Source organism: Palleronia aestuarii, from assembly GCF_003253995.1.
Classification (GTDB): Bacteria; Pseudomonadota; Alphaproteobacteria; order Rhodobacterales; family Rhodobacteraceae; genus Palleronia; species Palleronia aestuarii.
Genome location: NZ_QKZL01000002.1, coordinates 181,181 through 203,466 on the forward strand (window position 1 = coordinate 181,181; position 22,286 = coordinate 203,466).

General features: G+C 65.1%; 21 protein-coding genes and 1 tRNA gene. 10 read left to right on the top strand and 12 right to left on the bottom strand.

What is annotated here, in order from left to right; translation table 11 throughout:
- Nucleotides 1-36: 36 nt before the first annotated feature.
- Nucleotides 37-1,242: an SMP-30/gluconolactonase/LRE family protein gene (locus LX81_RS03010; RefSeq protein ID WP_111535811.1), complete on the top strand. Its 1,206-nt coding sequence runs from the start codon at nt 37-39 to the stop codon at nt 1,240-1,242.
- 71 nt (nt 1,243-1,313) lie between these two features.
- On the opposite strand, the gene LX81_RS03015 is transcribed toward LX81_RS03010, so the two are convergent.
- Nucleotides 1,314-1,389: transfer RNA gene (locus tag LX81_RS03015), tRNA-Thr, on the bottom strand.
- Nucleotides 1,390-1,485: 96 nt separating this feature from the next.
- Nucleotides 1,486-4,188, bottom strand: coding sequence for a preprotein translocase subunit SecA (gene secA, locus LX81_RS03020; protein ID WP_111535812.1), 2,703 nt, complete (start codon nt 4,186-4,188; stop codon nt 1,486-1,488).
- A 165-nt stretch (nt 4,189-4,353) separates the two neighbouring features.
- Here secA and LX81_RS03025 point away from each other — a divergent pair, with 165 nt between their 5' ends.
- From LX81_RS03025 to LX81_RS03045, 5 genes are all read left to right on the top strand, one after another.
- Entirely contained in the window at nt 4,354-5,187 is an 834-nt protein-coding gene (locus tag LX81_RS03025) for a peptidylprolyl isomerase (RefSeq protein WP_111535813.1), read from the top strand.
- Nucleotides 5,188-5,193: 6 nt separating this feature from the next.
- Nucleotides 5,194-6,411 carry a bifunctional glutamate N-acetyltransferase/amino-acid acetyltransferase ArgJ gene (gene argJ, locus LX81_RS03030; RefSeq protein WP_111535814.1) on the top strand — a complete coding sequence of 406 codons (1,218 nt, stop codon included), beginning with the start codon at nt 5,194-5,196 and terminating at the stop codon, nt 6,409-6,411.
- A 10-nt stretch (nt 6,412-6,421) separates the two neighbouring features.
- The gene (locus tag LX81_RS03035; protein ID WP_111535815.1) at nt 6,422-6,820 is read left to right on the top strand and encodes a (deoxy)nucleoside triphosphate pyrophosphohydrolase; all 399 of its coding nucleotides are present in this window, start codon (nt 6,422-6,424) and stop codon (nt 6,818-6,820) included.
- Between the two features lie 77 nt (nt 6,821-6,897).
- Nucleotides 6,898-7,323 (top strand): OmpA family protein, encoded by a 426-nt coding sequence (locus LX81_RS03040; protein WP_111535816.1) that lies wholly within the window; start codon nt 6,898-6,900, stop codon nt 7,321-7,323.
- A gap of 2 nt (nt 7,324-7,325) precedes the next feature.
- Entirely contained in the window at nt 7,326-8,456 is a 1,131-nt protein-coding gene (locus LX81_RS03045; RefSeq protein ID WP_111535817.1) for a tetratricopeptide repeat protein, read from the top strand.
- Nucleotides 8,457-8,468: 12 nt separating this feature from the next.
- Here the strand turns inward: LX81_RS03045 and LX81_RS21825 are convergent, their stop codons facing one another.
- The 6 genes from LX81_RS21825 to pip form a co-directional block, all read right to left on the bottom strand.
- The gene (locus LX81_RS21825; RefSeq protein WP_146259382.1) at nt 8,469-9,890 is read right to left on the bottom strand and encodes a hypothetical protein; all 1,422 of its coding nucleotides are present in this window, start codon (nt 9,888-9,890) and stop codon (nt 8,469-8,471) included.
- An 81-nt stretch (nt 9,891-9,971) separates the two neighbouring features.
- The gene (infB, locus tag LX81_RS03055) at nt 9,972-12,455 is read right to left on the bottom strand and encodes a translation initiation factor IF-2 (RefSeq protein WP_111535819.1); all 2,484 of its coding nucleotides are present in this window, start codon (nt 12,453-12,455) and stop codon (nt 9,972-9,974) included.
- Nucleotides 12,452-13,099, bottom strand: a complete 648-nt coding sequence (locus LX81_RS03060; protein ID WP_111535820.1) for an RNA-binding protein — start codon at nt 13,097-13,099, stop codon at nt 12,452-12,454. The genes infB and LX81_RS03060 overlap by 4 nt, the downstream gene beginning before the upstream one ends.
- A gap of 13 nt (nt 13,100-13,112) precedes the next feature.
- A complete protein-coding gene (gene nusA / locus LX81_RS03065; RefSeq protein WP_111535821.1) occupies nt 13,113-14,882 on the bottom strand; it encodes a transcription termination factor NusA in 1,770 nt (589 codons plus the stop codon).
- Between the two features lie 4 nt (nt 14,883-14,886).
- Nucleotides 14,887-15,483, bottom strand: a complete 597-nt coding sequence (rimP, locus tag LX81_RS03070) for a ribosome maturation factor RimP (RefSeq protein ID WP_111535822.1) — start codon at nt 15,481-15,483, stop codon at nt 14,887-14,889.
- Nucleotides 15,484-15,842: 359 nt separating this feature from the next.
- Nucleotides 15,843-16,808: a prolyl aminopeptidase gene (pip, locus tag LX81_RS03075; protein ID WP_111535823.1), complete on the bottom strand. Its 966-nt coding sequence runs from the start codon at nt 16,806-16,808 to the stop codon at nt 15,843-15,845.
- Nucleotides 16,809-16,872: 64 nt separating this feature from the next.
- Between pip and ubiG the strand changes: the two genes are divergently transcribed.
- A complete protein-coding gene (gene ubiG / locus LX81_RS03080) occupies nt 16,873-17,616 on the top strand; it encodes a bifunctional 2-polyprenyl-6-hydroxyphenol methylase/3-demethylubiquinol 3-O-methyltransferase UbiG (RefSeq protein WP_111535824.1) in 744 nt (247 codons plus the stop codon).
- Between the two features lie 346 nt (nt 17,617-17,962).
- A complete protein-coding gene (locus tag LX81_RS03085; RefSeq protein WP_373280265.1) occupies nt 17,963-18,889 on the top strand; it encodes a nucleoside hydrolase in 927 nt (308 codons plus the stop codon).
- 46 nt (nt 18,890-18,935) lie between these two features.
- On the opposite strand, the gene LX81_RS03090 is transcribed toward LX81_RS03085, so the two are convergent.
- Both LX81_RS03090 and LX81_RS03095 read right to left on the bottom strand, forming a co-directional pair.
- The gene (locus LX81_RS03090) at nt 18,936-19,370 is read right to left on the bottom strand and encodes a DUF6691 family protein (protein ID WP_111535825.1); all 435 of its coding nucleotides are present in this window, start codon (nt 19,368-19,370) and stop codon (nt 18,936-18,938) included.
- Nucleotides 19,367-19,798: a YeeE/YedE family protein gene (locus LX81_RS03095; RefSeq protein ID WP_111535826.1), complete on the bottom strand. Its 432-nt coding sequence runs from the start codon at nt 19,796-19,798 to the stop codon at nt 19,367-19,369. Before LX81_RS03095 ends, LX81_RS03090 begins: the two co-directional genes overlap by 4 nt.
- 71 nt (nt 19,799-19,869) lie before the next feature.
- Here LX81_RS03095 and LX81_RS03100 point away from each other — a divergent pair, with 71 nt between their 5' ends.
- A complete protein-coding gene (locus tag LX81_RS03100) occupies nt 19,870-20,178 on the top strand; it encodes an ArsR/SmtB family transcription factor (RefSeq protein ID WP_211322698.1) in 309 nt (102 codons plus the stop codon).
- A 167-nt stretch (nt 20,179-20,345) separates the two neighbouring features.
- On the opposite strand, the gene grxC is transcribed toward LX81_RS03100, so the two are convergent.
- Nucleotides 20,346-20,603, bottom strand: a complete 258-nt coding sequence (grxC, locus tag LX81_RS03105) for a glutaredoxin 3 (protein WP_111535827.1) — start codon at nt 20,601-20,603, stop codon at nt 20,346-20,348.
- Nucleotides 20,604-20,654: 51 nt separating this feature from the next.
- Entirely contained in the window at nt 20,655-21,380 is a 726-nt protein-coding gene (locus LX81_RS03110; protein ID WP_111535828.1) for a double zinc ribbon domain-containing protein, read from the bottom strand.
- Nucleotides 21,381-21,405: 25 nt separating this feature from the next.
- Here LX81_RS03110 and LX81_RS03115 point away from each other — a divergent pair, with 25 nt between their 5' ends.
- The gene (locus tag LX81_RS03115) at nt 21,406-22,242 is read left to right on the top strand and encodes a methyltransferase domain-containing protein (RefSeq protein ID WP_111536020.1); all 837 of its coding nucleotides are present in this window, start codon (nt 21,406-21,408) and stop codon (nt 22,240-22,242) included.
- Nucleotides 22,243-22,286 lie beyond the last annotated feature (44 nt).

Genomic DNA, 22,286 nt, shown 5'->3' on the forward strand with positions numbered 1-22,286 from the left:
TGCCCTTGCGTCACCTCGACGCGAGGGAGGACTACCATGACGAAGGAATTCTCGATGAGCCGGCGGCGCGCGCTCGGAGCGATCGGCGCCTCCGGCGCGGGCTTCGCGCTCGCCTCGGCCGCTGCTGCGCAGGAGGCCGGATCCGCACCCGTGCCTCCGAGCACCGTGACCGATCCGCCGCGCGATTTCGGACCCAATGGCGCGCCCAACGTCTATTTCTGGGATCCCGACGTGATCGCCGTCGATCCCGCCTTCAACGGCCTCGCGCAGCCCAATGCCCCGGTCGAGCGGCTCTGGACCGGAGCACTCTGGGCCGAGGGCCCGGCCTGGAGCGGGGTCGGCAAGTATCTCGTCTTCTCCGACATCCCGAACAATTGCCAGTACCGCTACCTCAGCGAGGACGGGCATGTCAGCGTGTTCCGGCAGCCTTCCAACAACTCGAACGGCAACAGCTTCGACTATCAGGGGCGGCAGCTCTCCTGCGAGCACCTGACGCGCCGGGTGGTCCGCTACGAGCTCGACGGGTCGGTCACGATCCTGGCCGACAATTTCGAGGGGCAGCCCTTCAATTCGCCCAACGATGTCGTGGCGCATCCCGATGGCAGCTACTGGTTCACCGATCCGCCCTATGGCGGCCAGCTCTATGAAGGTGCGCCCGACGCGCCGGGCGGACCCTCCAATCCCAACGGCTTGCTCGACGTGACCCTCGGCCAGCCACCGGAAGTGGGGTCGGCCCAACGCGAGATGCCGACCGCCGTCTATCGCATCGGCCCCGACGGCACCGTGACCCGCGTGGTCGAGGAGGAGGGTGCGCCCGATCCGAACGGCCTCGCCTTCTCGCCGGACCAGTCGCGGCTCTACGTCGCCTCGACCGGCAAGGGACCGGGCGACCAGGGGCCGGGCGGCGGAGGCAACATCTTCGTCTTCGACATCGCGAACGGACAGGCGACGAACGGCCGGCTCTTCTCCGATTGCATGGTGGACGACGTGAAATGCGGGCCCGACGGTCTGTCAGTCGACGTCTACGGCAACGTATGGTCGTCGTCGAATGCCGGGCGGAACGTCGGCTACAACGGCGTGACCTGCTGGTCGCCCGAAGGCGCGCTCTTGGGCCGGATCCGGTTGCCGGAGGTCTGCGGCAACGTCTGCTTCGGCGGGCCGAAGCGGAACCGTCTCTTCATGGCGGCGAGCCAGTCCCTCTATGCGGTCTATACCGCGACCCAGGGCTCGGGTCCGGCGTAAGGCTGATCAGTGCCGCGGCCCGGTGCCGCGGCATGTCCGCCTCTGCCGATCCTGTCACGGGGAGAGAAGAATGGTGCCGCAGAAGGGACTCGAACCCCCGACCCACGCATTACGAATGCGTTGCTCTACCATCTGAGCTACTGCGGCGCCGCGAGCGTCCCCTAGCCTCTCACGCTCTCGGGCGCAAGAAAAAGCGTTCGCTCGAACGTGGACTTTCCGACATCTTGGCCTGACCGGTCAAGGTCAGGCGAGCGCACCGTGGCAATGCTTGAATTTCCGGCCCGATCCGCAGGGACAGGAATCGTTCCGCCCCGGATTGCCCCAGGTCGCCGGATCGGCCTCCACGAAACCGGGTGCGGCTGCTTCGGCCTGCTTCTCGCCCTGGGGTGGGGAGGCCTTCGCGTTCGACTGCACCGCACTCCGTTGCGCCTCGATCTGCGCGATCATCGCCTTCTGTTCCGCCTCCGAGAGCGGGCGGATCTGGGAGAGTTTTCGGGTCACGTCGGCGCGCAGGCTGTCGAGCATCCCCTCGAAGAGCTGGAACGCCTCGTTCTTGTACTCGTTCAGCGGATCACGCTGCGCGTAGCCGCGAAAGCCAACGACTGACCGCAGGTGCTCCAGCATCAGGAGATGTTCACGCCACTTCGCGTCGATCGTCTGCAGCAGGATCTGCTTTTCGATGTTGCGCATGTTCTCGGGGCCGAACTGCGCGGCCTTTCCGGCCATGAACTCGTCGGACGCCTTGTAGAGCCGCTCGCGGATCTCCGTGTCGTCGACGCCATCCTCTTCCGTCCAGCCGATGATAGGCAGATCGAGCCCCAACTGCTCGAGCACGGCGACGTAAAGCCCCTCCCCGTCCCATTGATCGGCGTAGGAACGGGCGGGGATGTGCTGGTCGACGAGATCGTCGATAACCTGGTGCCGCATGTCCTGTGCGATCTCCGCGAGATCATCGGCCTCCATGATTTCCCGGCGCTGGCCGAAGATGACCTTTCGCTGGTCGTTCATCACGTCGTCGAACTTCAGAAGCTGCTTGCGGATGTCGAAGTTGCGTCCCTCGACCTTCGCCTGCGCCTTCTCCAGCGACTTGTTCACCCACGGATGGATGATCGCCTCGCCTTCCTTCATGCCGAGCTTCGAGAGCACGTTGTCGAGCCGCTCGGATCCGAAAATCCGCATCAGGTCGTCCTCGAGCGAGAGGAAGAAAGCCGACCGGCCCGGATCGCCCTGCCGGCCGGAGCGGCCGCGAAGCTGGTTGTCGATCCGACGGCTCTCATGACGCTCGGTCGCGAGCACGAACAGGCCGCCCGCCTCCTTGACCAGCTCCTTGTCCGACGCCGTCTCCGCCTCGATACGTGCGCGCACTTCCTCCGGATCGGCTTCCGGGGTCGCCTCGAGGGCCTGCATCACCTTCATGTCGACATTGCCGCCAAGCTGGATGTCGGTGCCGCGCCCGGCCATGTTCGTCGCGATGGTGACGGCGCCCGGCTTGCCGGCATCGGCGACGATCTGCGCCTCCTGCTCGTGCTGGCGGGCGTTCAGGACGTTGTGGGCAACGTTTTCCTTCTGGAGGAGACTCGAGAGAAATTCGGACTTCTCGATCGAGGTCGTGCCGACGAGGACCGGCTGTCCGGTCTCGTGCGCCTTCGCGATCTCCGCGACGATCGCGTCGTACTTCTCCCGCGCCGTGCGGTAGACGGCGTCGTGCTCATCGGCGCGCGCAATGGGCTTGTTCGTCGGCACTTCGACGACGCCGAGCTTGTAGATTTCCTCGAACTCGTCGGCCTCGGTCAGCGCGGTGCCGGTCATGCCCGCGAGCTTGTCGTAAAGCCGGAAATAGTTCTGGAAGGTGACGGAGGCGAGCGTGACGTTCTCGGGCTGGATGTTCACGCCCTCCTTCGCCTCGATCGCCTGGTGAAGACCGTCCGACAGGCGCCGTCCCGCCATCATCCGGCCAGTGAACTCGTCGATCAGCACCACCTCGTCGTTGCGGACGATGTAATCCTTGTCGCGCTGGTAGAGCTTGTGCGCCCGGAGCCCCTGGTTGACATGATGCACGATCGTCGTCGATTCCGGATCGTAGAGCGTCTGTCCCTCGGGCAGGATTCCCGCCTCGGCCATGTGGTTTTCGAGAAACTCGTTGCCCTCGTCGGTATAGGTGACGTTGCGGGTCTTCTCGTCGAGTTTGAAATGATCGTCCTGCAAAAGCGGGATCACCGCATCGATGGTCTTGTAGAGATCGGAGCGGTCCTGCGCGGGACCGGAGATGATGAGCGGCGTGCGCGCCTCGTCGATGAGGATCGAATCGACCTCGTCCACGATCGCGTAGTTGTGGTCGCGCTGGAACATGTCCTTGAGGTCGGACTTCATGTTGTCGCGCAGGTAGTCAAAGCCCAACTCGTTGTTCGTCGCGTAGGTCACGTCGCAGCGATAGGCGGCGCGCTTCTCCGCCTCGGGCTGCTGGGGATAGACCACGCCGCAGGTCATGCCGAGCGCGCCGTAGACCTTCGACATCCATTCCGCGTCGCGCTTGGCGAGGTAGTCGTTCACGGTGACGATGTGCACGCCCTTGCCCGTCAGCGCGTTCAGATAGGCGGGAAAGGTCGCGACGAGCGTCTTGCCCTCGCCCGTCTTCATCTCCGCGATGTTGCCCTGGTGGAGAAAGATGCCGCCCATGATCTGCACGTCGAACGCGCGGAGCCCGAGCGTGCGCCGTGCGGCCTCCCGGCAATTCGCGAAGGCCTCGGGCAGGAGCGCGTCGAGCGCCTCGCCGTTCGCGGCGCGGGCGCGCAGGTCCGCGGTCCGGACCTTAAGGTCCTCGTCGCTCAGCGGCTCGAACTCCGCTTCGAGGGCGTTGACCTTCTCGACCAGCGGCCGCGTCGCCTTCACCTTGCGATCGTTCGGAGTGCCGAAGACCTTCTTGGCAACGCTTCCCAGACCCAGCATGTTCTCTCCTGACCCAATCTGTGAGGGGGATCGGCTTGCCCGCAATGGCGTACCCGCATAGGTACGGCAGCAAGACAGGCCCCGTCAGAGGCTGGTGGCGATGTAGGCGGTGACCCTGATCGTGTCAATGTCGCCCCGCCGGGGCGGCTCGAGGAAGGATTGAGGATGTCGAAACTTTTCACGACCACCGCGGCATGCGTTCTCGCCGCCGGTCTGGCGGCACCCGTCGCGGCGCAGGACGCAAGCACCGTGGTGGCCACCGTCGACGGACGCGAGATCACGCTCGGTCACATGATCGCCCTCTATGACCGCCTGCCCGAAAATTACCGCCAGCTTCCGCCGGAACAGCTTTTCACCGGAATCCTCGATCAACTCGTGGACCAGACCGTCCTCGCGGAAGGGCAGGACCTGAGCGACGGCGCACGCCTCACCCTTGAGAACGAGGAACGCGGACTTCTCGCGAGCGCCGCCATCGCCGACATCGCCGACGAGGCCGTGAGCGACGAGGCCGTGCAGGAAGCCTATGCCGCGCGGACGGACGGCATGAGCGCGGCTCAGGAATACAACGCCTCCCACATCCTCGTGGAGACCGAAGAGGAGGCCCAGGCGCTGATCGAGGAGCTGGAGGGTGGTGCGGATTTCGCCACGCTCGCCCGGGAGAATTCCACGGGACCCTCCGGCCCGTCGGGCGGGGAGCTCGGCTGGTTCGGCCCCGGACAGATGGTGCCCGAATTCGACGGAGCCGTTCAGGGAATGGAAACGGGGGAGGTTGCAGGACCCGTCCAGACGCAGTTCGGCTGGCACGTGATCCGACTCAACGAGGTGCGCGACGCCTCGATTCCGCCCCTCGAGACGCTGCGCCCGGAGATCGAGAGCCAGATCGTGCAGGAGGCGATCCAGTCCGAGCTCGAGGCACGTCTTTCGGAGGCCGACATCACGCGCGACGTCGAAGGGATCGACCCCGCGCTTCTCACGACCCTGAGCCTGCCGGAGAACTGAGAAAAGATGCCACCCGTCTCTCCGCTCGCGCCGGAGCGGTTCCCGGACCTGCCTCCGATTTCCGGAGCGCGTTTCGCCGCCACGGCCGCGGGCGTTCGTTATCGCGACCGTACGGACGTGATGCTGGCGCTTCTCGATCCCGGCTCAACCATCGCGGGGGTTTTCACGCGCTCCGCGACGCGCTCGGCCCCGGTCCTCGATTGCCAGGAGAAGCTTGGGGGCGACGCGTCGGAAGGCGCGGCGATCCTGGTCAATTCCGGTAATTCCAACGCGTTCACCGGAGCGGCGGGCACGCAATCCGTCGCCCGGATCGCGAAAGCGCTCGCGGGCATCGCCGACATTCCGGAAGAGCGTGTTTTTACCGCGTCGACCGGCGTCATAGGAGAGCGGTTGCCGGACGACCGGATCACCGCGGTCCTCGATCGCTTGGCCGCATCGGCGAACGCCGACGGGCTTGCCGATGCCGCGCGGGCGATCATGACGACGGACACCTTCCCCAAGGGCGCCGCGCGGGAAATCGAGACGGAACACGGCCCCGTCCGCATCGCCGGCATCGCCAAGGGCTCGGGCATGATCGCGCCCGACATGGCGACGATGCTGGTCTACATCTTCACCGATGCGCGTGTCGCACAGCCCCTTCTGCAGGAGATGCTGTCGGATCTGACGGATCGCACCTTCAACTGCATCACCGTCGATAGCGACACGTCGACCTCCGACACGCTTCTTCTTGCGGCGACGGGACACGCGGCCGAGATCACGGAGCGGGGCGGTCCCTTCGAAACCGCGCTCCACGAGGTGATGCTCGACCTCGCCCATCAGGTCGTCCGCGACGGTGAGGGCGCGACGAAGTTCATCGAGATCTCGGTGACCGGTGCGACCGATGATGACGATGCGAAAAAAGCCGCGTTCGCCATTGCCAACTCCCCCCTCGTCAAGACCGCCGCGGCGGGCGAGGATCCGAATTGGGGGCGGATCGTCATGGCGGTCGGCAAATCCGGCGCACAGGCCGATCGCGACCGGCTGTCGATCGCGTTCGGCGATTTGACTGTCGCGGAGAACGGCTGGGTCTCGCCCGATTACACGGAGGCGGATGGCGCCGCCTACATGAAGAGGTCCGAGCTCAGGATCGGCGTCGATCTCGGTCTCGCACAAGGCAGCGCGACCGTCTGGACCTGCGATCTCGGCCACGGCTACGTCACGATCAATGCGGATTATCGCTCGTGATGGCGGGGTCGTGAAGATCGTCCTCGTCTCGGCCGTCGCCCTCATCGACGCCGACGGGCGCGTGCTTCTCGCGCAACGACCAGAGGGCAAGGCGATGGCGGGCCTGTGGGAATTTCCGGGCGGCAAGGTCGAACCGGGGGAAACGCCGGAAGCCGCCCTCATCCGCGAGATTCGGGAAGAACTCGGGATAGATACGTGGCAGAGCTGTCTCGCTCCGCTCAGCTTCGCATCTCACGGATACGACGATTTCCACCTCCTGATGCCGCTATTCGCCTGTCGCAAGTGGCGGGGCGCGCCGCAACCGCGGGAGGGTCAGTCCCTCGCCTGGGTCCGTCCCGGACGCCTGCGCGACTATGCCATGCCGCCCGCCGACCTGCCGCTCGTGGCGGTTTTGCGCGACTGGTTATGAACAAAGTGTTAATGACACTTTCCGCCGCAACTCTATATCATGCGACGTGATACCATGTTTGTAGTTGGGGAAACGTCATGCTGGGATATTCCATCCGCGCGATCACGGCGATCGGCTTTCTGAGCCTCTCGAGCGCCGCATTCGCTCAGGACGATAGCGCCTCGTCGGAAGCACCCGATTCGCTGAAAGTCTACTTCGAACTGGGACAATCCTCCATTGCCGCGGATCAGGCCGCGACCCTGGACCAGGCCGCACGCCTTTTTCGGGACGGCAATCCCTATGTCATGATCCTCTCAGGCGGCGCGGACACGGTCGGCCCCGCGGACCTGAACCTGGATCTCTCGCTCGCACGGGCCCGCGCGGTCGCCGACGGGCTGGAAGCGCGGGGAATTCCGGTCAATCGCCTTCAGGTGCTCGGACGCGGTAACACCGAGCTCGCGGTTGATACCGAAGACGACGTCGCCGAGGAGCGCAATCGCCTCGTCGAGATCACCTGGCGGTAGACATGCGGCGGAGCGCGCTCCTTCTCGCCCTGGCTCTCCTTGGACCTTCCGATGCGTTTGCGGAGACGGGCGCGGAAGCCTTCGCCCGCCGAGACTTCACGACCGCCCGCGCGCTCTGGCAGGAAGAGCTCTCCGAAGGGAGCCCGGAAGCGGCGCAAGGCCTCGGGGCGCTCAGCGATCTCGGCCTGGGTGTGCCGCGCGATCCCGAACGCGCATTCCGCTACTACCTCATCGCCGCGGATGCCGGCCTCGCGGAGGCTCAGTTCAACGTCGCAGTAATGCTCGACTCGGGAACCGTGCAGGTCGGCAATTCCGGGGCGGCTGCGCTCTGGTACGGACGAGCGGCCGCCAACGGTTACGCTCGTGCGGAGTACAACCTCGGAATCATGTTCGAGCAGGGCGACGGCGTCGATGCGAATGCGGATCTCGCGCGGTTCTGGATGGCGCGCGCAGGTGCATCGATCGAGGCGGCGCGAGACCGACTGGGCGGCATCGGCCCGGCGATCGCTCCTCATTTCGAGACACCCCGCATTCTCGGTGGTGTCCGTGTCGATAATAGCGACGACGCTCCCCGTGCGGAACTCGTCTGGAGCGCCCCACCTGCCGAACCCGGTTCGGCATTTCTCGTCCAGCTCATGCGGCTCGGAAGCGATCTGGGATCAGGATTAGTCGTGGAGGGAATAGAGACCGAAGCCTCCGCCCTCTCCGTCCCGTTGCCCTCCGAAGATGCCGCTTTCGCTTGGCGAGTGGCACGGCTCGACCGCGACGGACGCGCCTATGCGGCCTCGTCCTGGACCCCGCTCGATCCGATAGAGGGCGATTTTCCATCTCCTCGTGCCTTCGTCGCTTTCCAGATCGCGCCGGACGACGAAGACGCGCGGCGTCTGTCGGAAGCGCTCTCGCGCGATCTCGCGGCCAATGGGATCTGGAGCCATGTTGAGAAACGGGACGAGATGCCCGAGAGCAGCTCCGTCCTCTATACGTTCGACCGTGATCGTGACCTTGCGTCCGACATCATGGCGTTCCTGCCCGCCCTTCGCGACCAAGATGTCTTGCGGGCGGAGTTCATCGGGCCGGAACCGCGACCCGGCGAGATCGTGGTCCGCCTCGTCGGAGGCCTGTCGCTCGGCTGAATGCCCGCGGCGTCACGACCCTGCCAGCCATATTTCGATCTCCCCCGAAGCGGGTCGGGGCCGGAACGTTTCCAGATTCTGTGGCTCTGCTTCCAGAAGTCCGGCAAGCAGAGCTGCAAACTCAGCGTCTTCCTCGCGGAAATAACGCACGACATTCTTGCGGGGTGCGATGGACGTGGAGCGTCGCTCTACATCGCCCACGCCGTATCCCATCAAGGTTTCCTCAAGTTGGGAAAAGACCTCTTGGTCCCCGGAAACCAGCCGAACGCGATAGCGGTCGAGATCCGGAATCGACGCCAATCGGCTCGCGATATTCGGATCCGTCAGATCGGTTGCGCGCTGTTCCCGTCCGGCTGGAGGGGCGAGTGCAGCCGTTTCGGCCTCCTCTATCGCACGATCGATCTCCTGCGACGGCGTTACGTTGAGATCGGCGGCGGGAGCGTCACCGGTGGACCTTGCAGCGGGAATGTCGGCACCGGGCCGAGGTGGTGCACCGTCCATCTGTGCCGAGCCCTCGGGGGCCGGCCCGCGAGCCGGGCGGGGAACCGGCGGGATGCCGGGTGGCAGAGATTCTCTCAGTTCCGGCACGATGTCGTCGGGGATCGTCTGGACCGGGTCCTGCACCGGATCGGCCTCCGGGATGGTCAGGACCGATACCGCGTCGATGGACCCGTCGGCTTCGTCCACCGGGGGGGTGGACGCCGCGGTATCCTCCGCGGGGGCTTCGGATTGCCGTGTCGCGATCTCTAAGCGCGACGCCCCCAGCATCACGACAACGGAAGACACCGCGACCGCGGCAAAGAGCGACGCCAAGCCCGAGGTTTTCCGTCGTCTTATGTGTCGGGAGCGGCGATAACCCGGAACTGGATATGTGGTCACCGACGCGAGTTGCGGAGGCTCGGGCGCGGTGAGCTGGGGGGGCGATGGGGGCTGCTCTACCGGAACGTCAGGGTATGCGAACTCGTCGATCGGTTCGGACGTCGGTGCGGATTGACCCTGTGATCCCCAATCTTCCTGTCCCGGCGGTTCTGTAACCGTTCCGGGTGTACCGAAATCATCGTCATCCGGAAGTTCGGCCGGTCGATCGTTATCTTGAGCGGTATCGGCATCCTGAGAAGACACCGGTCCGAGCCCCGCGCCGCTGTCGCGTAATTCCTGCAACATCGTTGCACGCACCGCCGCACGGCGTGGATCGTCGGGGGATCGATTGGGCGCTGCGCGGCCCTCGGGAACGGGCAGACCGCCAACGATCGTCGTTCGGGGTTTGGTATTGTTGCGTGCGCGTTCCGCCAAAACCTGCGCACGGCGCTCCCGCGCCTCGGCGATCCGCTTTTCCAGATCCTGGCTTTGCAGCAGATCTTCGAGCGAAGGATCCGCCCCCGATGCCCGGGCGTCGCGGTCCTCGCTATCACTCTTTCGATTCGGCTCGGTCATGGAGCGACGGTAGTGCAGAAACGTCTATCCGCGAACCAACTGCCTGTGATGCGGGGCCGGGAAGGCCCCGCAATCACCATGTCAGGCCAACTCGCGTTCGACCTCTTCACGCTCGAAGATTTCGATCACGTCGCCCGGACGGATGTCCTCGTAGTTCTCGAAGGCCATACCACATTCCTGACCCGACTGCACCTCCGCGACTTCGTCCTTGAAGCGCTTGAGCGTCTTCAGCGTCCCCTCGTGGATCACCACGTTGTCGCGCAGAAGCCGGACACCGGCCGAACGGCGTGCCACGCCCTCGGTGACGAGACAACCGGCGACACGGCCGACATTGGATACCCGGAAGACCTCGCGGATTTCAGCATACCCGATGAAGTTTTCCCGAACCTCGTTCGAGAGAAGACCGGAGGCCGCCGCTTTCACATCGTCCACGAGGTCGTAGATCACCGAATAGTACCGGATCTCCACGCCCTTCTGGTTCGCCGTGTTCCGCGCCGACGCGTTGGCGCGGACGTTGAACCCGAAGACGGGTGCGTTCGATGCCTCGGCGAGCCCGATATCGGTCTCCGTGATGGCGCCGACACCGGAATGGAGGACACGGACACGCACTTCGTCGTTGCCGATCTTCTCCATCGCCTGCGTGATCGCCTCCGCAGAGCCCTGCACGTCCGCCTTCACGAGGATCGGCAATTCCGCCACGTTCTCGTCGGCCTTGGCGTTCGCCATGAGCTGCTCGAGTGTGGTCGCCGCGCCCGCCGCAGCGCGCTTGTCGCGGGCGGCCTTCTGACGATATTCGGCAATCTCGCGCGCCTGCGCCTCGGTCTCGACTACGTTGAGGACGTCGCCGGCTTCGGGCGTTCCATTGAGGCCGAGAACCTCGACCGGAACGGAGGGGCCGGCTTCGTTAACGCGTTCGCCCTGGTCATTCTCCATGGCGCGGACTTTGCCCCACTGCTCGCCCACGACGAAGATATCGCCGCGCTTGAGCGTGCCGTTCTGAACGAGCACCGTCGCGACCGGGCCACGACCCACGTCGAGTTGCGCCTCGATCACGGCGCCGGACGCGGCGCGGTCGGGGTTGGCCTTGAGTTCGAGAAGCTCGGACTGAAGCGAGATCGCCTCAAGCAATTCGGGCAGGCCGGTGCCATTGACTGCGCTGACCTCGACGTCCTGGACCTCGCCGGACATCTTCTCGACGATGACCTCGTGCTGAAGCAGGGACGTGCGAACCTTGTCGGCATCGGCGCCCGGGCGGTCGATCTTGTTGATCGCCACGATCATCGGCACTTTCGCCGCGCGCGCGTGATTTATCGCTTCCACCGTCTGCGGCATGACCGCGTCGTCGGCGGCGACCACGAGCACCACGATATCCGTCACCTGCGCACCGCGGGCGCGCATGGAGGTGAAGGCCGCGTGGCCCGGCGTATCGAGGAAGGTCAGGACCTGACCGTTATCGGCCGTCACCTGATACGCGCCGATATGCTGGGTGATGCCACCAGCCTCGCCCTGCACAACCCGCGTCTTGCGGATCGCGTCCAGAAGCGACGTCTTGCCGTGGTCGACATGGCCCATGACCGTGATGATCGGAGCGCGGTCCTGCAGGTCGGACGCCTTGTCCTCGTCCTGCTGGATCACCTGCTCGACGTCCGAATCACTCACGCGGACGACCTTGTGGCCGAATTCTTCGATGATCAGTTCGGCCGTGTCGGCGTCGATCGTCTGGGTCTGCGTCGCCATGATGCCGTTCTGCATCAGCGACTTCACGACGTCGGCTACCCGTTCGGCCATCCGGTTCGCGAGCTCGCTCACCACGATCGCCTCGGGAAGCTGAACGTCGCGGACGACCTTCTCCCGGTCAGGCTGCTGGCCCATAGCCTTCTTACGCGCGCGTTCCTGCTGCCGCTTCATCTGCGCCATGGAACGCTGCCGCCCGCCCTCGCCGCCGGCGAGCGCCTGATTGACCGTCAGCTTGCCGGACCGTCGCTTGTCGCCATCGCCGCCACGCGGCTTCGAGGGACGATCGCGAGTTTCGCGCTCGGGCGCTTTCGGTGCGGCCTTCTGGGGCTTGGCAGCGCGGGCTTCCGCCTCGGACGGATCGGGCACGGCCACGGGCTGCGGTGCGCGGGCCTCGGCCTCTTCGCGGAGCCGACGAGCGTCCTCTTCAGCCTTGATCTTTAAGGCTTCCTCGCGCTCGCGCTCCTCGCGCTCCTTCTCTTCAATCTCCTGCCGGCGGCGCTCGCGCTCCTCGGCGCGCTGGCGCTCATCCTCGGCCCGCTTCTCGGCCTCATCGGCTTCGCGCGCGCGGGCGGCGGCAAGCGCCTTCATCCGGCGTTCGAGTTCCGCTTCCGAGATGCCGGCGGGACGCTTGCGGGGATCTCCTCCGGCGACCGAGGGAGTTCCGACTTCGGGCTTCGCACCCGCTGGCTTCGGCATCACGACGCGCTTGCGCTTCGTCTCGACCACGACGTTTTTCGTACGGCCGTGGCTGAAGCTTTGCTTCACCTGACCGGAACGCGGTCCGCCGCCGCGAACGCCCAGGGTCTTCTTGCCGTCATTCTCACTCATCGAGTCTTATATACCTTTCCGAAGGCGCCCTCGCCCTCGATGCTTTCAGCTTCGGTTGCACGAACGCCCGAAAGCCGCACGGCGTCATCCCTGAACAAATCAGTGAGTCTGCCTGCGGCAAGCGCCGCATGTATCACATGTTCCCGGCCGAAGGACAAACCGATTTCGGTAGCCCTCAGGATGTCGAAGAACGATCCCCGTCCCTTCGGACGGTGGAGTTTCGATTTTCCCCGCTCCGAACCGTCGGATGCCTGCACGAGGATCGCGGCACGGTCGCGGTCGAGCCAATCCTTGACCTTCTCGTACCCCGCGATCGCCGCACCGGCCTTGCGCGCCATCGACAGACGGTCGATCACCCGCCTTAAGAGTGCGGCCTCCACGGCTTCGACGAGGCCATCCGGCACCTGGACCTGCCGCTTCGCCCCGCGGGAGAAGACCCGCTTGCGGATCGCCGTCTCAAGAGCGGTCCGTTCGGCCGCCACATACATGCCCCGACCGGGCAATTTCGCCGCGACGTCCGGAAAGACGCAGTCATCCGGACCCACGACGAAGCGGATGAGACCCCGCTTGGGGTTGATCTCCCCCGTTGCCAAGCAGGTTCGCTCCGGCTCCGGGGGGATGTCCTTGGCCTTGCCGCGGCTCATCCTCGTTCCTCCATCACGCGTCGGCGACAGCCTCCGTCTCCGTCTCGGCTTCCGCATCCGATTCGAGATCGTCGGGATCGACCCAGCCGAGTTGGATACGCGCCGTCATCACCATCGCCTGCGCCTCCTCGAGGCTCACGTCGAAGGGCTCGAGAACGCCGTCGTCCTTGGTCCGTTCGCCATCGACGAAAGTCCAGCCGCCGGCGAGCTCCCAGTCCGCACAGGTCGCGAAATCCTCCAGCGTCTTCACCCCATCTTCGGCGAGCGCCACCAGCATCTGGGGTGACAGCCCCTCGAATGCAATGAGGCTGTCCTCGACACCGAGGCTGCGGGCCTGCTCGAGCGCCTGACGATTCTTCTCCTCAAGGTAGTCACGGGCGCGCGCCTGCAACTCCTGGGCGGTATCGTCGTCGACCCCGTCGATCACCAGAAGTTCGTCCGCCTCAACATACGCGACTTCCTCGAGATTCGTGAACCCCTCCGAGACCAGAAGCTGAGCGAAGAACTCATCAAGGTCGAGCGTGTCCATGAAGAGCTTCGTGCGCTCCTCGAACTCGGCCTGACGACGCTGGCTCTCCTCTTCCTCGGTCATGATGTCGATGTCTAGGCCAGTGAGCTGGGAGGCCAGCCGCACGTTCTGTCCACGCCGGCCGATGGCGAGGGAGAGCTGCTCGTCGGGGACGACCACCTCGATCCGCTCCGCCTCCTCGTCGAGAACGACCTTGGAGACTTCTGCGGGCTGCAGTGCGTTGACGAGGAAGGTCGGCAGATCCTCGTTCCACGGGATGATGTCGATCTTCTCACCCTGGAGCTCGTTGACCACGGCCTGAACGCGGGAGCCGCGCATGCCGACGCAGGCGCCCACCGGGTCGATCGACCCGTCATACGAGATCACGGCAATCTTCGCGCGCGAGCCCGGATCTCGGGCGACAGCCTTGATCTCGATAATGCCTTCGTAGATTTCCGGCACCTCCATCTTGAACAGTTCGGCCATGAACCGCGGATCGGTACGGGAGAGAAAGATCTGCGGGCCGCGGGCCTCGCGACGGACATCCTTGATGTAGACGCGGATCCGGTCGTTCGGGCGGTAGCTCTCCCGGCCGATCTTCTCGTTGCGGCGCAGGACCGCCTCGCCCGCGCCGATATCGACGATGACGTTGCCGTATTCCTCGCGCTTGACGATGCCGTTGATGATCTGCCCAGCACGATCCTTGAATTCCTCGTATTGCCGGTCACGCTCCGCCTCGCGGACCTTCTGCAGGATGACCTGCTTCGCGGATTGCGCGGCGATCCGGCCCATCTCCACCGGCGGCACCTCGTCGACGATCTCGTCGCCCACGGACGGCACGGCCTGCTGGTCGACGCCGTCGGCCCCCTTGCCGCTGGTCTTGAGGAGGAATCGACGGATCCGGCTCGTCACCGGCTCGACATCGTCACCCTCCTCCGCCCCCGCGGGGAGCCGCGTCACCGTCGCTTCGACAACGCTGACCGCGGGACGCTCGGGCTTGACGACGTCGGCGGCCTGGTTGGCGGAAATCTCCGCCTGGTAATTCTCCAGCGACTGCTCCTCGACCACGGTGCGTACGCGGGTGAAGGTCGCCCGGCCCGTCTTGCGATCGATCGACACGCGGATGTCCATCTCCGCGCCGTAGCGGGACTTTGCGGCCCGCGCGAGGCTCTCCTCCATCGCCTCGACGACGAGGCCCGGATCGATCATCTTCTCGCGCGCGACGGCTTCCGCGGTCTGCAGCAGCTCGAGCTGGTTGGCGGATGTGATGGCCATTCTCTCAGTCCTTCTGATCGGGAAGACGCGCGTCGTCTTCGCTGTCGATGATGGTCTCGATCTCGTCGAATTGGGTCTCGTCGATCCGCCCGGCATCCTTGCGGGACTTCAAAACGTCGCGGATCAGGTCGTCGGTCAGGACGAGCTTCGCGTCCGACAGCCAGTCGAATTGCAGCCCGATCGTGCCCGCGTCGATCTCGATCAGCACCTCGCCGTCCAGAACACCCGCGAGGTTGCCCTTGAAGCGCCGACGGCCGTCGATCATTTCCGTCGTCTCGATCTTGGCGACGTAGCCCTGCCAGCGGTCGAAGTCCTTCAGCCGCGTGAGCGGGCGATCGATGCCGGGGGAGGAAACCTCCAGCGTGTAGGCGTCCTCGATCGGGTCCTCGACGTCGAGATGGGCCGAGATCGCGGTCGAGATCTCGCCGCATTCGTCGACCTCGATCCCGCCATCGGGGCGGTCGGCCATGATCTGCACGGTCGGCGTCTTGCCGCCTTGATAACGCACGCGCACGAGTTCGTAGCCCATCCCCTCGATCACGGGGGTGACGACTTCCGCCAGACGGCGGTCGATGCTGGCCTTGGCGATGAGATCGGACATGGATGCCTCGCGCACAAAAAAACGGGCCAGCGGCCCGTTCTGTATTTCCCGGTGGGCGACGGGTGTGGACCCCGACGCGCCGCTTTATTGCGATATACGGATTTGCCCCGCGCTTCGCAAGGCCCGATCACCTGCTATCGTCGGTTCAGCCGACATCGCTATGCAATCCGTCGCAGTACGGCTTGTTCCCGACAGACCACAGCGGCAGAGGACGTACTTCTCCATGGCCCGGCAGCGCCGCGTCGGATTTTAGGCCCTGTACCCAGTAGGAGCCGTTCTCCCGCTCCTCGATCCCGAAGGTCGTCATGTCCTCTTGCGACGCGAAAAGGGGGATAGGTGAGCGAAGGGCGTCGCCGAGCCTATCGCATCGCGTCCATGATCTGTACGAGGGCCGCACTGATCCCCGGCTCCGACAAGGCATGGCCCGCCCGGGGGACGAAATGCATCCGCGACGATGGCCAGGCCTTGTGCAGCCGGTGTGCGGAGATCGGCGGGCAGATCATGTCGTAACGGCCCTGCACGATGTGTCCGGGAATGTCCCGGATCCGGTCGACCCGGTCGAGGATATGGCTGTCGCTTTCGAGAAAGCCGCCATTCGTGAAATAATGATTCTCCAGCCGGGCGAAAGCGCGCGCGTAATCGGCTGGGGAATCCCCTCCCGGTCCGTCGCTTTCGATGCTCGCAAGCGTGTTCTCCCACGACGCCCAGATCCGCGCGTGGCGCGTCTCCGACATCATGTCGCCCGAGAAGAGCCGTCGGTGATAGGCCGCGATCAGATCGCCGCGCTCCTCTTCCGGGATGGGCGCGACGAAGCGCTGCCACATATCCGGCCAGAACCGCCCGGCGCCGCCCGCATAGAACCAGTCGAGCTCCGACTGCATCATCAGGAAAACCCCGCGCAGCACGATGGCGCGGGTCCGTTCGGGGTGTTCCTCCGCATAGACGAGCGACAGCGTCGCACCCCAGGATCCGCCGAAGACGATCCACTCATCGATGCCGAGCGTTTCCCTGATAAGCTCGATATCGGCCACGAGATGCCAGGTCGTGTTCGCCTCGACGCTCGCATGGGGCCGCGACCGCCCGCAGCCGCGCTGGTCGAAAAGCACGATCCGGTAATGCGCGGGATCGAAGTAGCGGCGCATCGAGGGCGAGCACCCGCCCCCCGGCCCGCCATGCAGCACGATGACGGGAACGCCATCGGGATTGCCGCATTGCTCCACGTAGATGCGATGCCCGTCGCCCGCCGCAAGCATCCTCTGATCGAACGGGTCGATCCGGGGATAGAGCAGCGCCGCCGCGCCGTTTTGACCTGACGCCTTATCCATGGTCGATCTATATAAGCCGCGACCGATCCCCGCCATGGGGCCACGCGCGAAAATGAGGTTTGCGATGTCCGCCACGACGATCGACCCCGCCGAGATCGACAAATTCTCCGCGATGGCCGCCGAATGGTGGGACCCGCAGGGCAAATTCAAGCCGCTGCACATGCTAAATCCGTGCCGGCTCGACTACATCGGCGCGCAAGTCGCCGCGGAATTCGGCCGCGACCTCCGGGACGACAGGCCATTCGAGGGTCTCACGATCCTCGATATCGGCTGCGGGGGCGGGCTGCTTGCCGAGCCTATGGCGCGGCGCGGCGCGGCGGTCACGGGGGCGGACGCGGCGGAGCGGAACATCCCCGTGGCGGAGATCCATGCCCGCGAGCAAGGGCTCGAGATTGACTACCGCCACACCACGGCGGAGGACCTCGCCCGTGACGGAGAGCGGTTCGACGTCGTGCTCAACATGGAAGTGGTCGAGCACGTCGCCGATCCGCAGAGCTACCTCGACGCCTGCGCGGAACTCCTGAAGCCCGGGGGTCTGATGGTCTGCTCCACGATCAACCGCACGACCAAGAGCTTCGCGCTCGCGATCTTCGGGGCGGAATGGGTGATGCGCTGGCTGCCGAAGGGAACGCATGACTGGGATCGGTTCATCACCCCCGACGAACTGTCCGCCATGATCGGGCGCACCGGTCTCGGGGTGGTGGATCGCACAGGCTTCGTCTTCAACCCGATAAGCTGGCGATGGTCGCTCTCCGAACGCGATCTTTCGGTGAACTACGTCACCACGAGCGTGAAATCAGCGGGATGAGGCCCTGAGGGGTCGCGCAAGGCGTACAGCTCGCAACTCTGGATTGAGATTGAAGCTGCGACATGCGAAAGCCGATCTCTACGAGACGTTCCAACGCAATGTTTTTCTTGTTCGTCCACGTAACAGAGGCCGATGCGCGTAGCGTCGTGCAGAATCACAAGCTGTATATGCCGCGCCGACTTGTTTTGACAACGATTGGCGGCCGTCTATGAGGTGTATCGTCTGATGACATGTCTTGCGATCGCGCCCTCAAACCGGTGCGGGGTGCGGTCGGCAGGATCGGGTCGATATGCGATCCGGGAACGCGGCAAGCCTAGGACGCGCGGGAGGTGACGCAATGAACGATATGCCGATGAAGATGATCATCGATACCGATCCCGGCGTCGACGACGCGATGGCGATCCTCTACGCGGCCCGGACGCCCGAAATCGACCTTCTCGGGCTCACCACGGTCTTCGGCAACGTGCCTATCCACATCGCAACGCGCAACGCGCTGCGTCTGGCGGAGATGGCCGGACTCGATATCCCTGTCGCCGAAGGAGCTGCGGCCCCGCTCGTCCGCGACTTCGTTCCGTCTTCACGCGTGCATGGCGCCGAAGGGTTCGGGGCCGTTCCCGCGCTAAATCCCCAGCGTGAGGCCCTTCGCGAGACGGCGGCGGATTTTCTTTGCAGGATGGCACGGGATCACCGGGGCGAGATGACGATCTGCGCGATCGGGCCGATAACGAACGTGGCGGAGGCGATCAGGCGCGATCCGGATTTCGTGCGGAACGTCCGCAAGATCGTCTTCATGGGGGGCGCCGCGCATGTGCCGGGCAACATCACACCCCATGCGGAAGCCAACATCTATCACGATCCGCATGCCCTGACGGAGGTGTTGGCCTCCGGCGCGTCGGTGACGATGGTCGGGCTCGACGTAACGATGCAGGTACTTTGCAACGCGGAAGATTTCGCAGCGCTCGCCGTGGCGGACCCAGAACACGGGGGGTTCCTTCGTGATGCGTCCGTCCACTACCTCGACTTCTACCGCGAGATCGGACAGCCGGGCTGCGGGCTGCACGATCCGGCGGCGGTCATCGCCTGCCATCGTCCCGATCTCTTCGAAACGCGTCCCATCCAGATCCATGTGGTTGAGAATGGCGTGGAGGCTGGGCGTACACGGCCCGAAGCTATGGGGACGGTGCCTGCGATCGAGGTCTGTCTCGGTGGCCAGATGGATGAGGTCAAGGCGCTGTTCCTCGCGGCCTTCGCCGCCGGCCCGGACGTGGGATGAGCGCCTCGTCCCGTCCGGTTGAAAGCGATCAACCTCCCGCGCCGCGTCAGCCGCGTGGCCGCATGAGACCTGCCGCCCAAAACCCCAGCATGAGAGCAGGCATGAAAACCAGAGTTCCCGGATCACCAAGTCCGAGAGCGGACCAGGCGGGGCCCGGGCAATAGCCGCCGATCCCCCAACCGATCCCGAAAAGCGCGGCACCCACAACGAGCGGCCGGTCGATCGAACGTGCCGTCGGGAGTTCGAACTTATCGAAGAGGACAGGCCGCGTCCGCCGCCAAGAGAAACGGTACCCGACGAAGGAGACGACGGCCGCGCCCGCCATCACGAAGGCCAGCGATGGATCCCAGTTGCCCGCCAGATCGAGGAAACTGAGGACCTTCGCCGGATCGGACATTCCCGACAGGATGAGCCCGACCCCGAAAAGCAGACCTGCGGCAAATCCCGCGGTGAGACGCAATCCTCCACCAGCTAGAGTCATGGGAGGTGCCTCAGGACGAAGACCGTAAGGATCGCCGTCGCCATGAATGTCAGCACCGCGACCAGCGATCTCGGGGAAAGCCGGGCCAGGCCGCAGACCCCGTGCCCGGAGGTACATCCTGAGCCAAGGCGCGCCCCGAAGCCGACGAGGAGACCAGCGACAATCATTCCCGGCATCGAACTCGGCACCGTCTGCTCAGGCGCGGTCCCCGTCAGCGCCAGAACGAGAAGCGGGGCGGCCAGGAGACCAAGAAGGAAGGCCGCACGCCAGCCCCGTTCCGATAGAGGACCGGTCATGGCCCCCCATGTAATCCCGGATATTCCCGCGATGCGGCCGAGGAAGAGCATGACGAGCACGGCACTCAGTCCGATCATTGCGCCGCCTGTCAAAGACAGAAATGGTGTGAAGGGCGTCGGCGGGAGATCCATCTCGTAGCTCCAAAATCACGAGTCGCCCGCCATCCTTTACATCATAACAATCTAAATTAGAAATACCTAATATGAGCGAGATCGTCTCCGAAATGCTGGAAACCAGGGCCGTGGCTGTCGCGGAGCGCCTTTCGCTCATGGCCAATCCGAAACGGCTGATGATCCTGTGCCGACTTGCGGAAGGCGAACAGAGTGTCGGTGCGCTTCACGGGAATCTCGATCTGAGCCAATCGGCGCTCAGTCAGCATCTCGCCAGACTACGCGAGGCTGGAATCGTCGCGACGCGGCGCGATGGGACGTCGATCTACTACAGCCTCTCCGACCCGGATACGAAAGCCGTGATGGCGGCGCTCTACGAGATTTTCTGCAAGGAGACATGAGCGCCGCGTCGATCTTCGACTACGACTTTCGAGCCTCGCCCGCGGCAGGGCGAACTGGGCTTGGCGCCGCAGGGCGTCCGGGCCTGTTTACCCGGTTCCCTTCCAGCGCTCGCCGAAGCCATGCGTGACGCTTTGGTCAAAGGCGCCCCGCGACGGACGACAGCGGTTCAGTCGGCGAGCATGGGATCGAGCTTGCCTTCGCGTTCCAGTGCCGCGAGATCGTCGAACCCGCCGACATGGGTACCGTCGATGAAAATCTGCGGTACCGTACGACGGCCACCTGCCCGCTCCGTCATCGCCTGCCGCAGCGCAGGATCGCGGCTCACGTCGGTTTCGGCGAAGGCCGCGCCCTTCTCGTTCAGAAGGCGTTTCGCGGCGTGGCAGAACCCGCAAAGGGGCGTGGTATAGATCTCGATCTGGGTCATCTGGCATTCCTCGTATGCGCGCGGTCTGCGCGCTGAAATCTTCGGTTCGCCTCAGAGGTAGTCACCGCGGGCGGTTCGCGCCAGTGTCAGCACGTCGATCCGTTCCGCACCGGCCGCGGCACAGGCTGCGGCCCCCGCGGCGAGCGTTGCGCCCGAGGTGAACACGTCGTCGATCAATACCACGCGGCGCCCGGCGATCACCCGCCCGTGACGGGGATGAGGCGCGAGCGCCCCGTCGAGTTCGGCGTGCCGTGCCTCCGGGCTCTTATCCTTCTGGGCCAGCGTCGCACGGGGCCGGATCAGCGCGCGGGTCGCGACATCGCAGCCTGCCTGCCGCGCGACCTCGATCGCGAGGAGAGCCGCCTGATTGTAGCGGCGGCGGAAAAGCCTGCGCCAATGGACGGGGATGGGAATGCAGAGGGTCTCCCGCTCCAGAAGATCCGCCCCTGCCCCGGTCATCCATTCCCCCGCCGCGCGGACAAGGTCCAGCCGGTCGCCGTGCTTGATCGACAGCACCATCCGACGGGCCTGATCGCGGTAGACAAGCGCCGCACGGCCGCGCCTCCAGGGGCGGGGAGACACGAGGCAATCGTCGCAGTGGATGGGCGCCTCTTCCTCGTCCCCCTCGATCGGCAGACCGCAGCTCTCGCAACAGAGGCCCTGGATGAACGGCGTGTCGCTCCAGCAGGCACCGCAAAGTCCGCCATCCCGCGCCACTTCCGTATCGCAGGTCGGACATTGCGGCGGGTAGATGATGTCGATGACGGATTGCAACATGACGGCCCCCGACTAGATGGCGGGCATGGCGCACCCACCCAAATTGACCGACCGATCCGCGCTTCGCCATCATCGCGCCCGGGCGCGCGGCGAGGCACTGTTCCTCCATGAGATCGCGGCCGATCAGCTGGAAGAAAGGCTGAACGAAGTTAACAGGAGCTTTACCGCTCCGGCGATCGTGACCGGGCAGCCCGATTTCTGGGCCGCGCGCCATCCCTCCGCCCGCATCGTCGAAGACAAAGACGTGCTCGATCTTGAGCCCGGTGCACACGACCTCGTCATTCACGCGATGGCGCTGCACTGGGCGGACGATCCGGTGGGACAACTCGTTCAGTGCCGCCATGCGCTGAAGCCTGACGGGCTCTGCCTCGTGGTCTGCTTCGGGGCACGCAGCCTTGCGGAGCTGCGCGCCGTGCTGGGTCAGGCGGAAGCCCGGATAACCGGCGGGCTTTCGCCCCGTGTCGCGCCGCTGCCCGAACTTAGGGATCTGGGCGGGCTGTTGCAGCGCGCGGGCTTCGCCCTGCCGGTGGCGGATTCGGACGTTCTCACGGTAAGTTATGCCGATGCCACGGCGCTGATGCGAGAATTACGCGCGATGGGGGAAGGCAACGCGCTCGCCGCGCGCGACCGAAGACCGCCGCCACGCGCGCTCTTCGCCGAGGCCGCGCGCCTCTATGCGGCTGAATTTCCAATGAACGGGGAACCTCGGCGGATCCGCGCGACAGCCGAACTCGTCTATCTCTCTGGCTGGGCGCCGGACGAGAGCCAGCAGAAACCGCTCCGGCCCGGCTCCGCCTCCGCGCGGCTCGCCGATGCGCTCGGGACGTCGGAAACGCCCCTGCCTACCCGCTCGGGTGATTGACCGCCAAGGTCAGATCGCTATCTCAGCGCCATCGGCGAAAGGAA

Bases quoted from the DNA above. Each gene is read 5' to 3' on its own strand.
- LX81_RS03010 (WP_111535811.1), top strand. From the start codon at position 37: ATGACGAAGGAATTCTCGATGAGCCGGCGGCGCGCGCTCGGAGCGATC.
- secA (WP_111535812.1), bottom strand. From the start codon at position 4,188: ATGCTGGGTCTGGGAAGCGTTGCCAAGAAGGTCTTCGGCACTCCGAAC.
- LX81_RS03025 (WP_111535813.1), top strand. From the start codon at position 4,354: ATGTCGAAACTTTTCACGACCACCGCGGCATGCGTTCTCGCCGCCGGT.
- argJ (WP_111535814.1), top strand. From the start codon at position 5,194: ATGCCACCCGTCTCTCCGCTCGCGCCGGAGCGGTTCCCGGACCTGCCT.
- LX81_RS03040 (WP_111535816.1), top strand. From the start codon at position 6,898: ATGCTGGGATATTCCATCCGCGCGATCACGGCGATCGGCTTTCTGAGC.
- LX81_RS03045 (WP_111535817.1), top strand. From the start codon at position 7,326: ATGCGGCGGAGCGCGCTCCTTCTCGCCCTGGCTCTCCTTGGACCTTCC.
- LX81_RS21825 (WP_146259382.1), bottom strand. From the start codon at position 9,890: ATGACCGAGCCGAATCGAAAGAGTGATAGCGAGGACCGCGACGCCCGG.
- infB (WP_111535819.1), bottom strand. From the start codon at position 12,455: ATGAGTGAGAATGACGGCAAGAAGACCCTGGGCGTTCGCGGCGGCGGA.
- LX81_RS03060 (WP_111535820.1), bottom strand. From the start codon at position 13,099: ATGAGCCGCGGCAAGGCCAAGGACATCCCCCCGGAGCCGGAGCGAACC.
- nusA (WP_111535821.1), bottom strand. From the start codon at position 14,882: ATGGCCATCACATCCGCCAACCAGCTCGAGCTGCTGCAGACCGCGGAA.
- rimP (WP_111535822.1), bottom strand. From the start codon at position 15,483: ATGTCCGATCTCATCGCCAAGGCCAGCATCGACCGCCGTCTGGCGGAA.
- pip (WP_111535823.1), bottom strand. From the start codon at position 16,808: ATGGATAAGGCGTCAGGTCAAAACGGCGCGGCGGCGCTGCTCTATCCC.
- ubiG (WP_111535824.1), top strand. From the start codon at position 16,873: ATGTCCGCCACGACGATCGACCCCGCCGAGATCGACAAATTCTCCGCG.
- LX81_RS03085 (WP_373280265.1), top strand. From the start codon at position 17,963: ATGCCGATGAAGATGATCATCGATACCGATCCCGGCGTCGACGACGCG.
- LX81_RS03090 (WP_111535825.1), bottom strand. From the start codon at position 19,370: ATGACTCTAGCTGGTGGAGGATTGCGTCTCACCGCGGGATTTGCCGCA.
- LX81_RS03095 (WP_111535826.1), bottom strand. From the start codon at position 19,798: ATGGATCTCCCGCCGACGCCCTTCACACCATTTCTGTCTTTGACAGGC.
- LX81_RS03100 (WP_211322698.1), top strand. From the start codon at position 19,870: ATGAGCGAGATCGTCTCCGAAATGCTGGAAACCAGGGCCGTGGCTGTC.
- grxC (WP_111535827.1), bottom strand. From the start codon at position 20,603: ATGACCCAGATCGAGATCTATACCACGCCCCTTTGCGGGTTCTGCCAC.
- LX81_RS03110 (WP_111535828.1), bottom strand. From the start codon at position 21,380: ATGTTGCAATCCGTCATCGACATCATCTACCCGCCGCAATGTCCGACC.
- LX81_RS03115 (WP_111536020.1), top strand. From the start codon at position 21,406: ATGGCGCACCCACCCAAATTGACCGACCGATCCGCGCTTCGCCATCAT.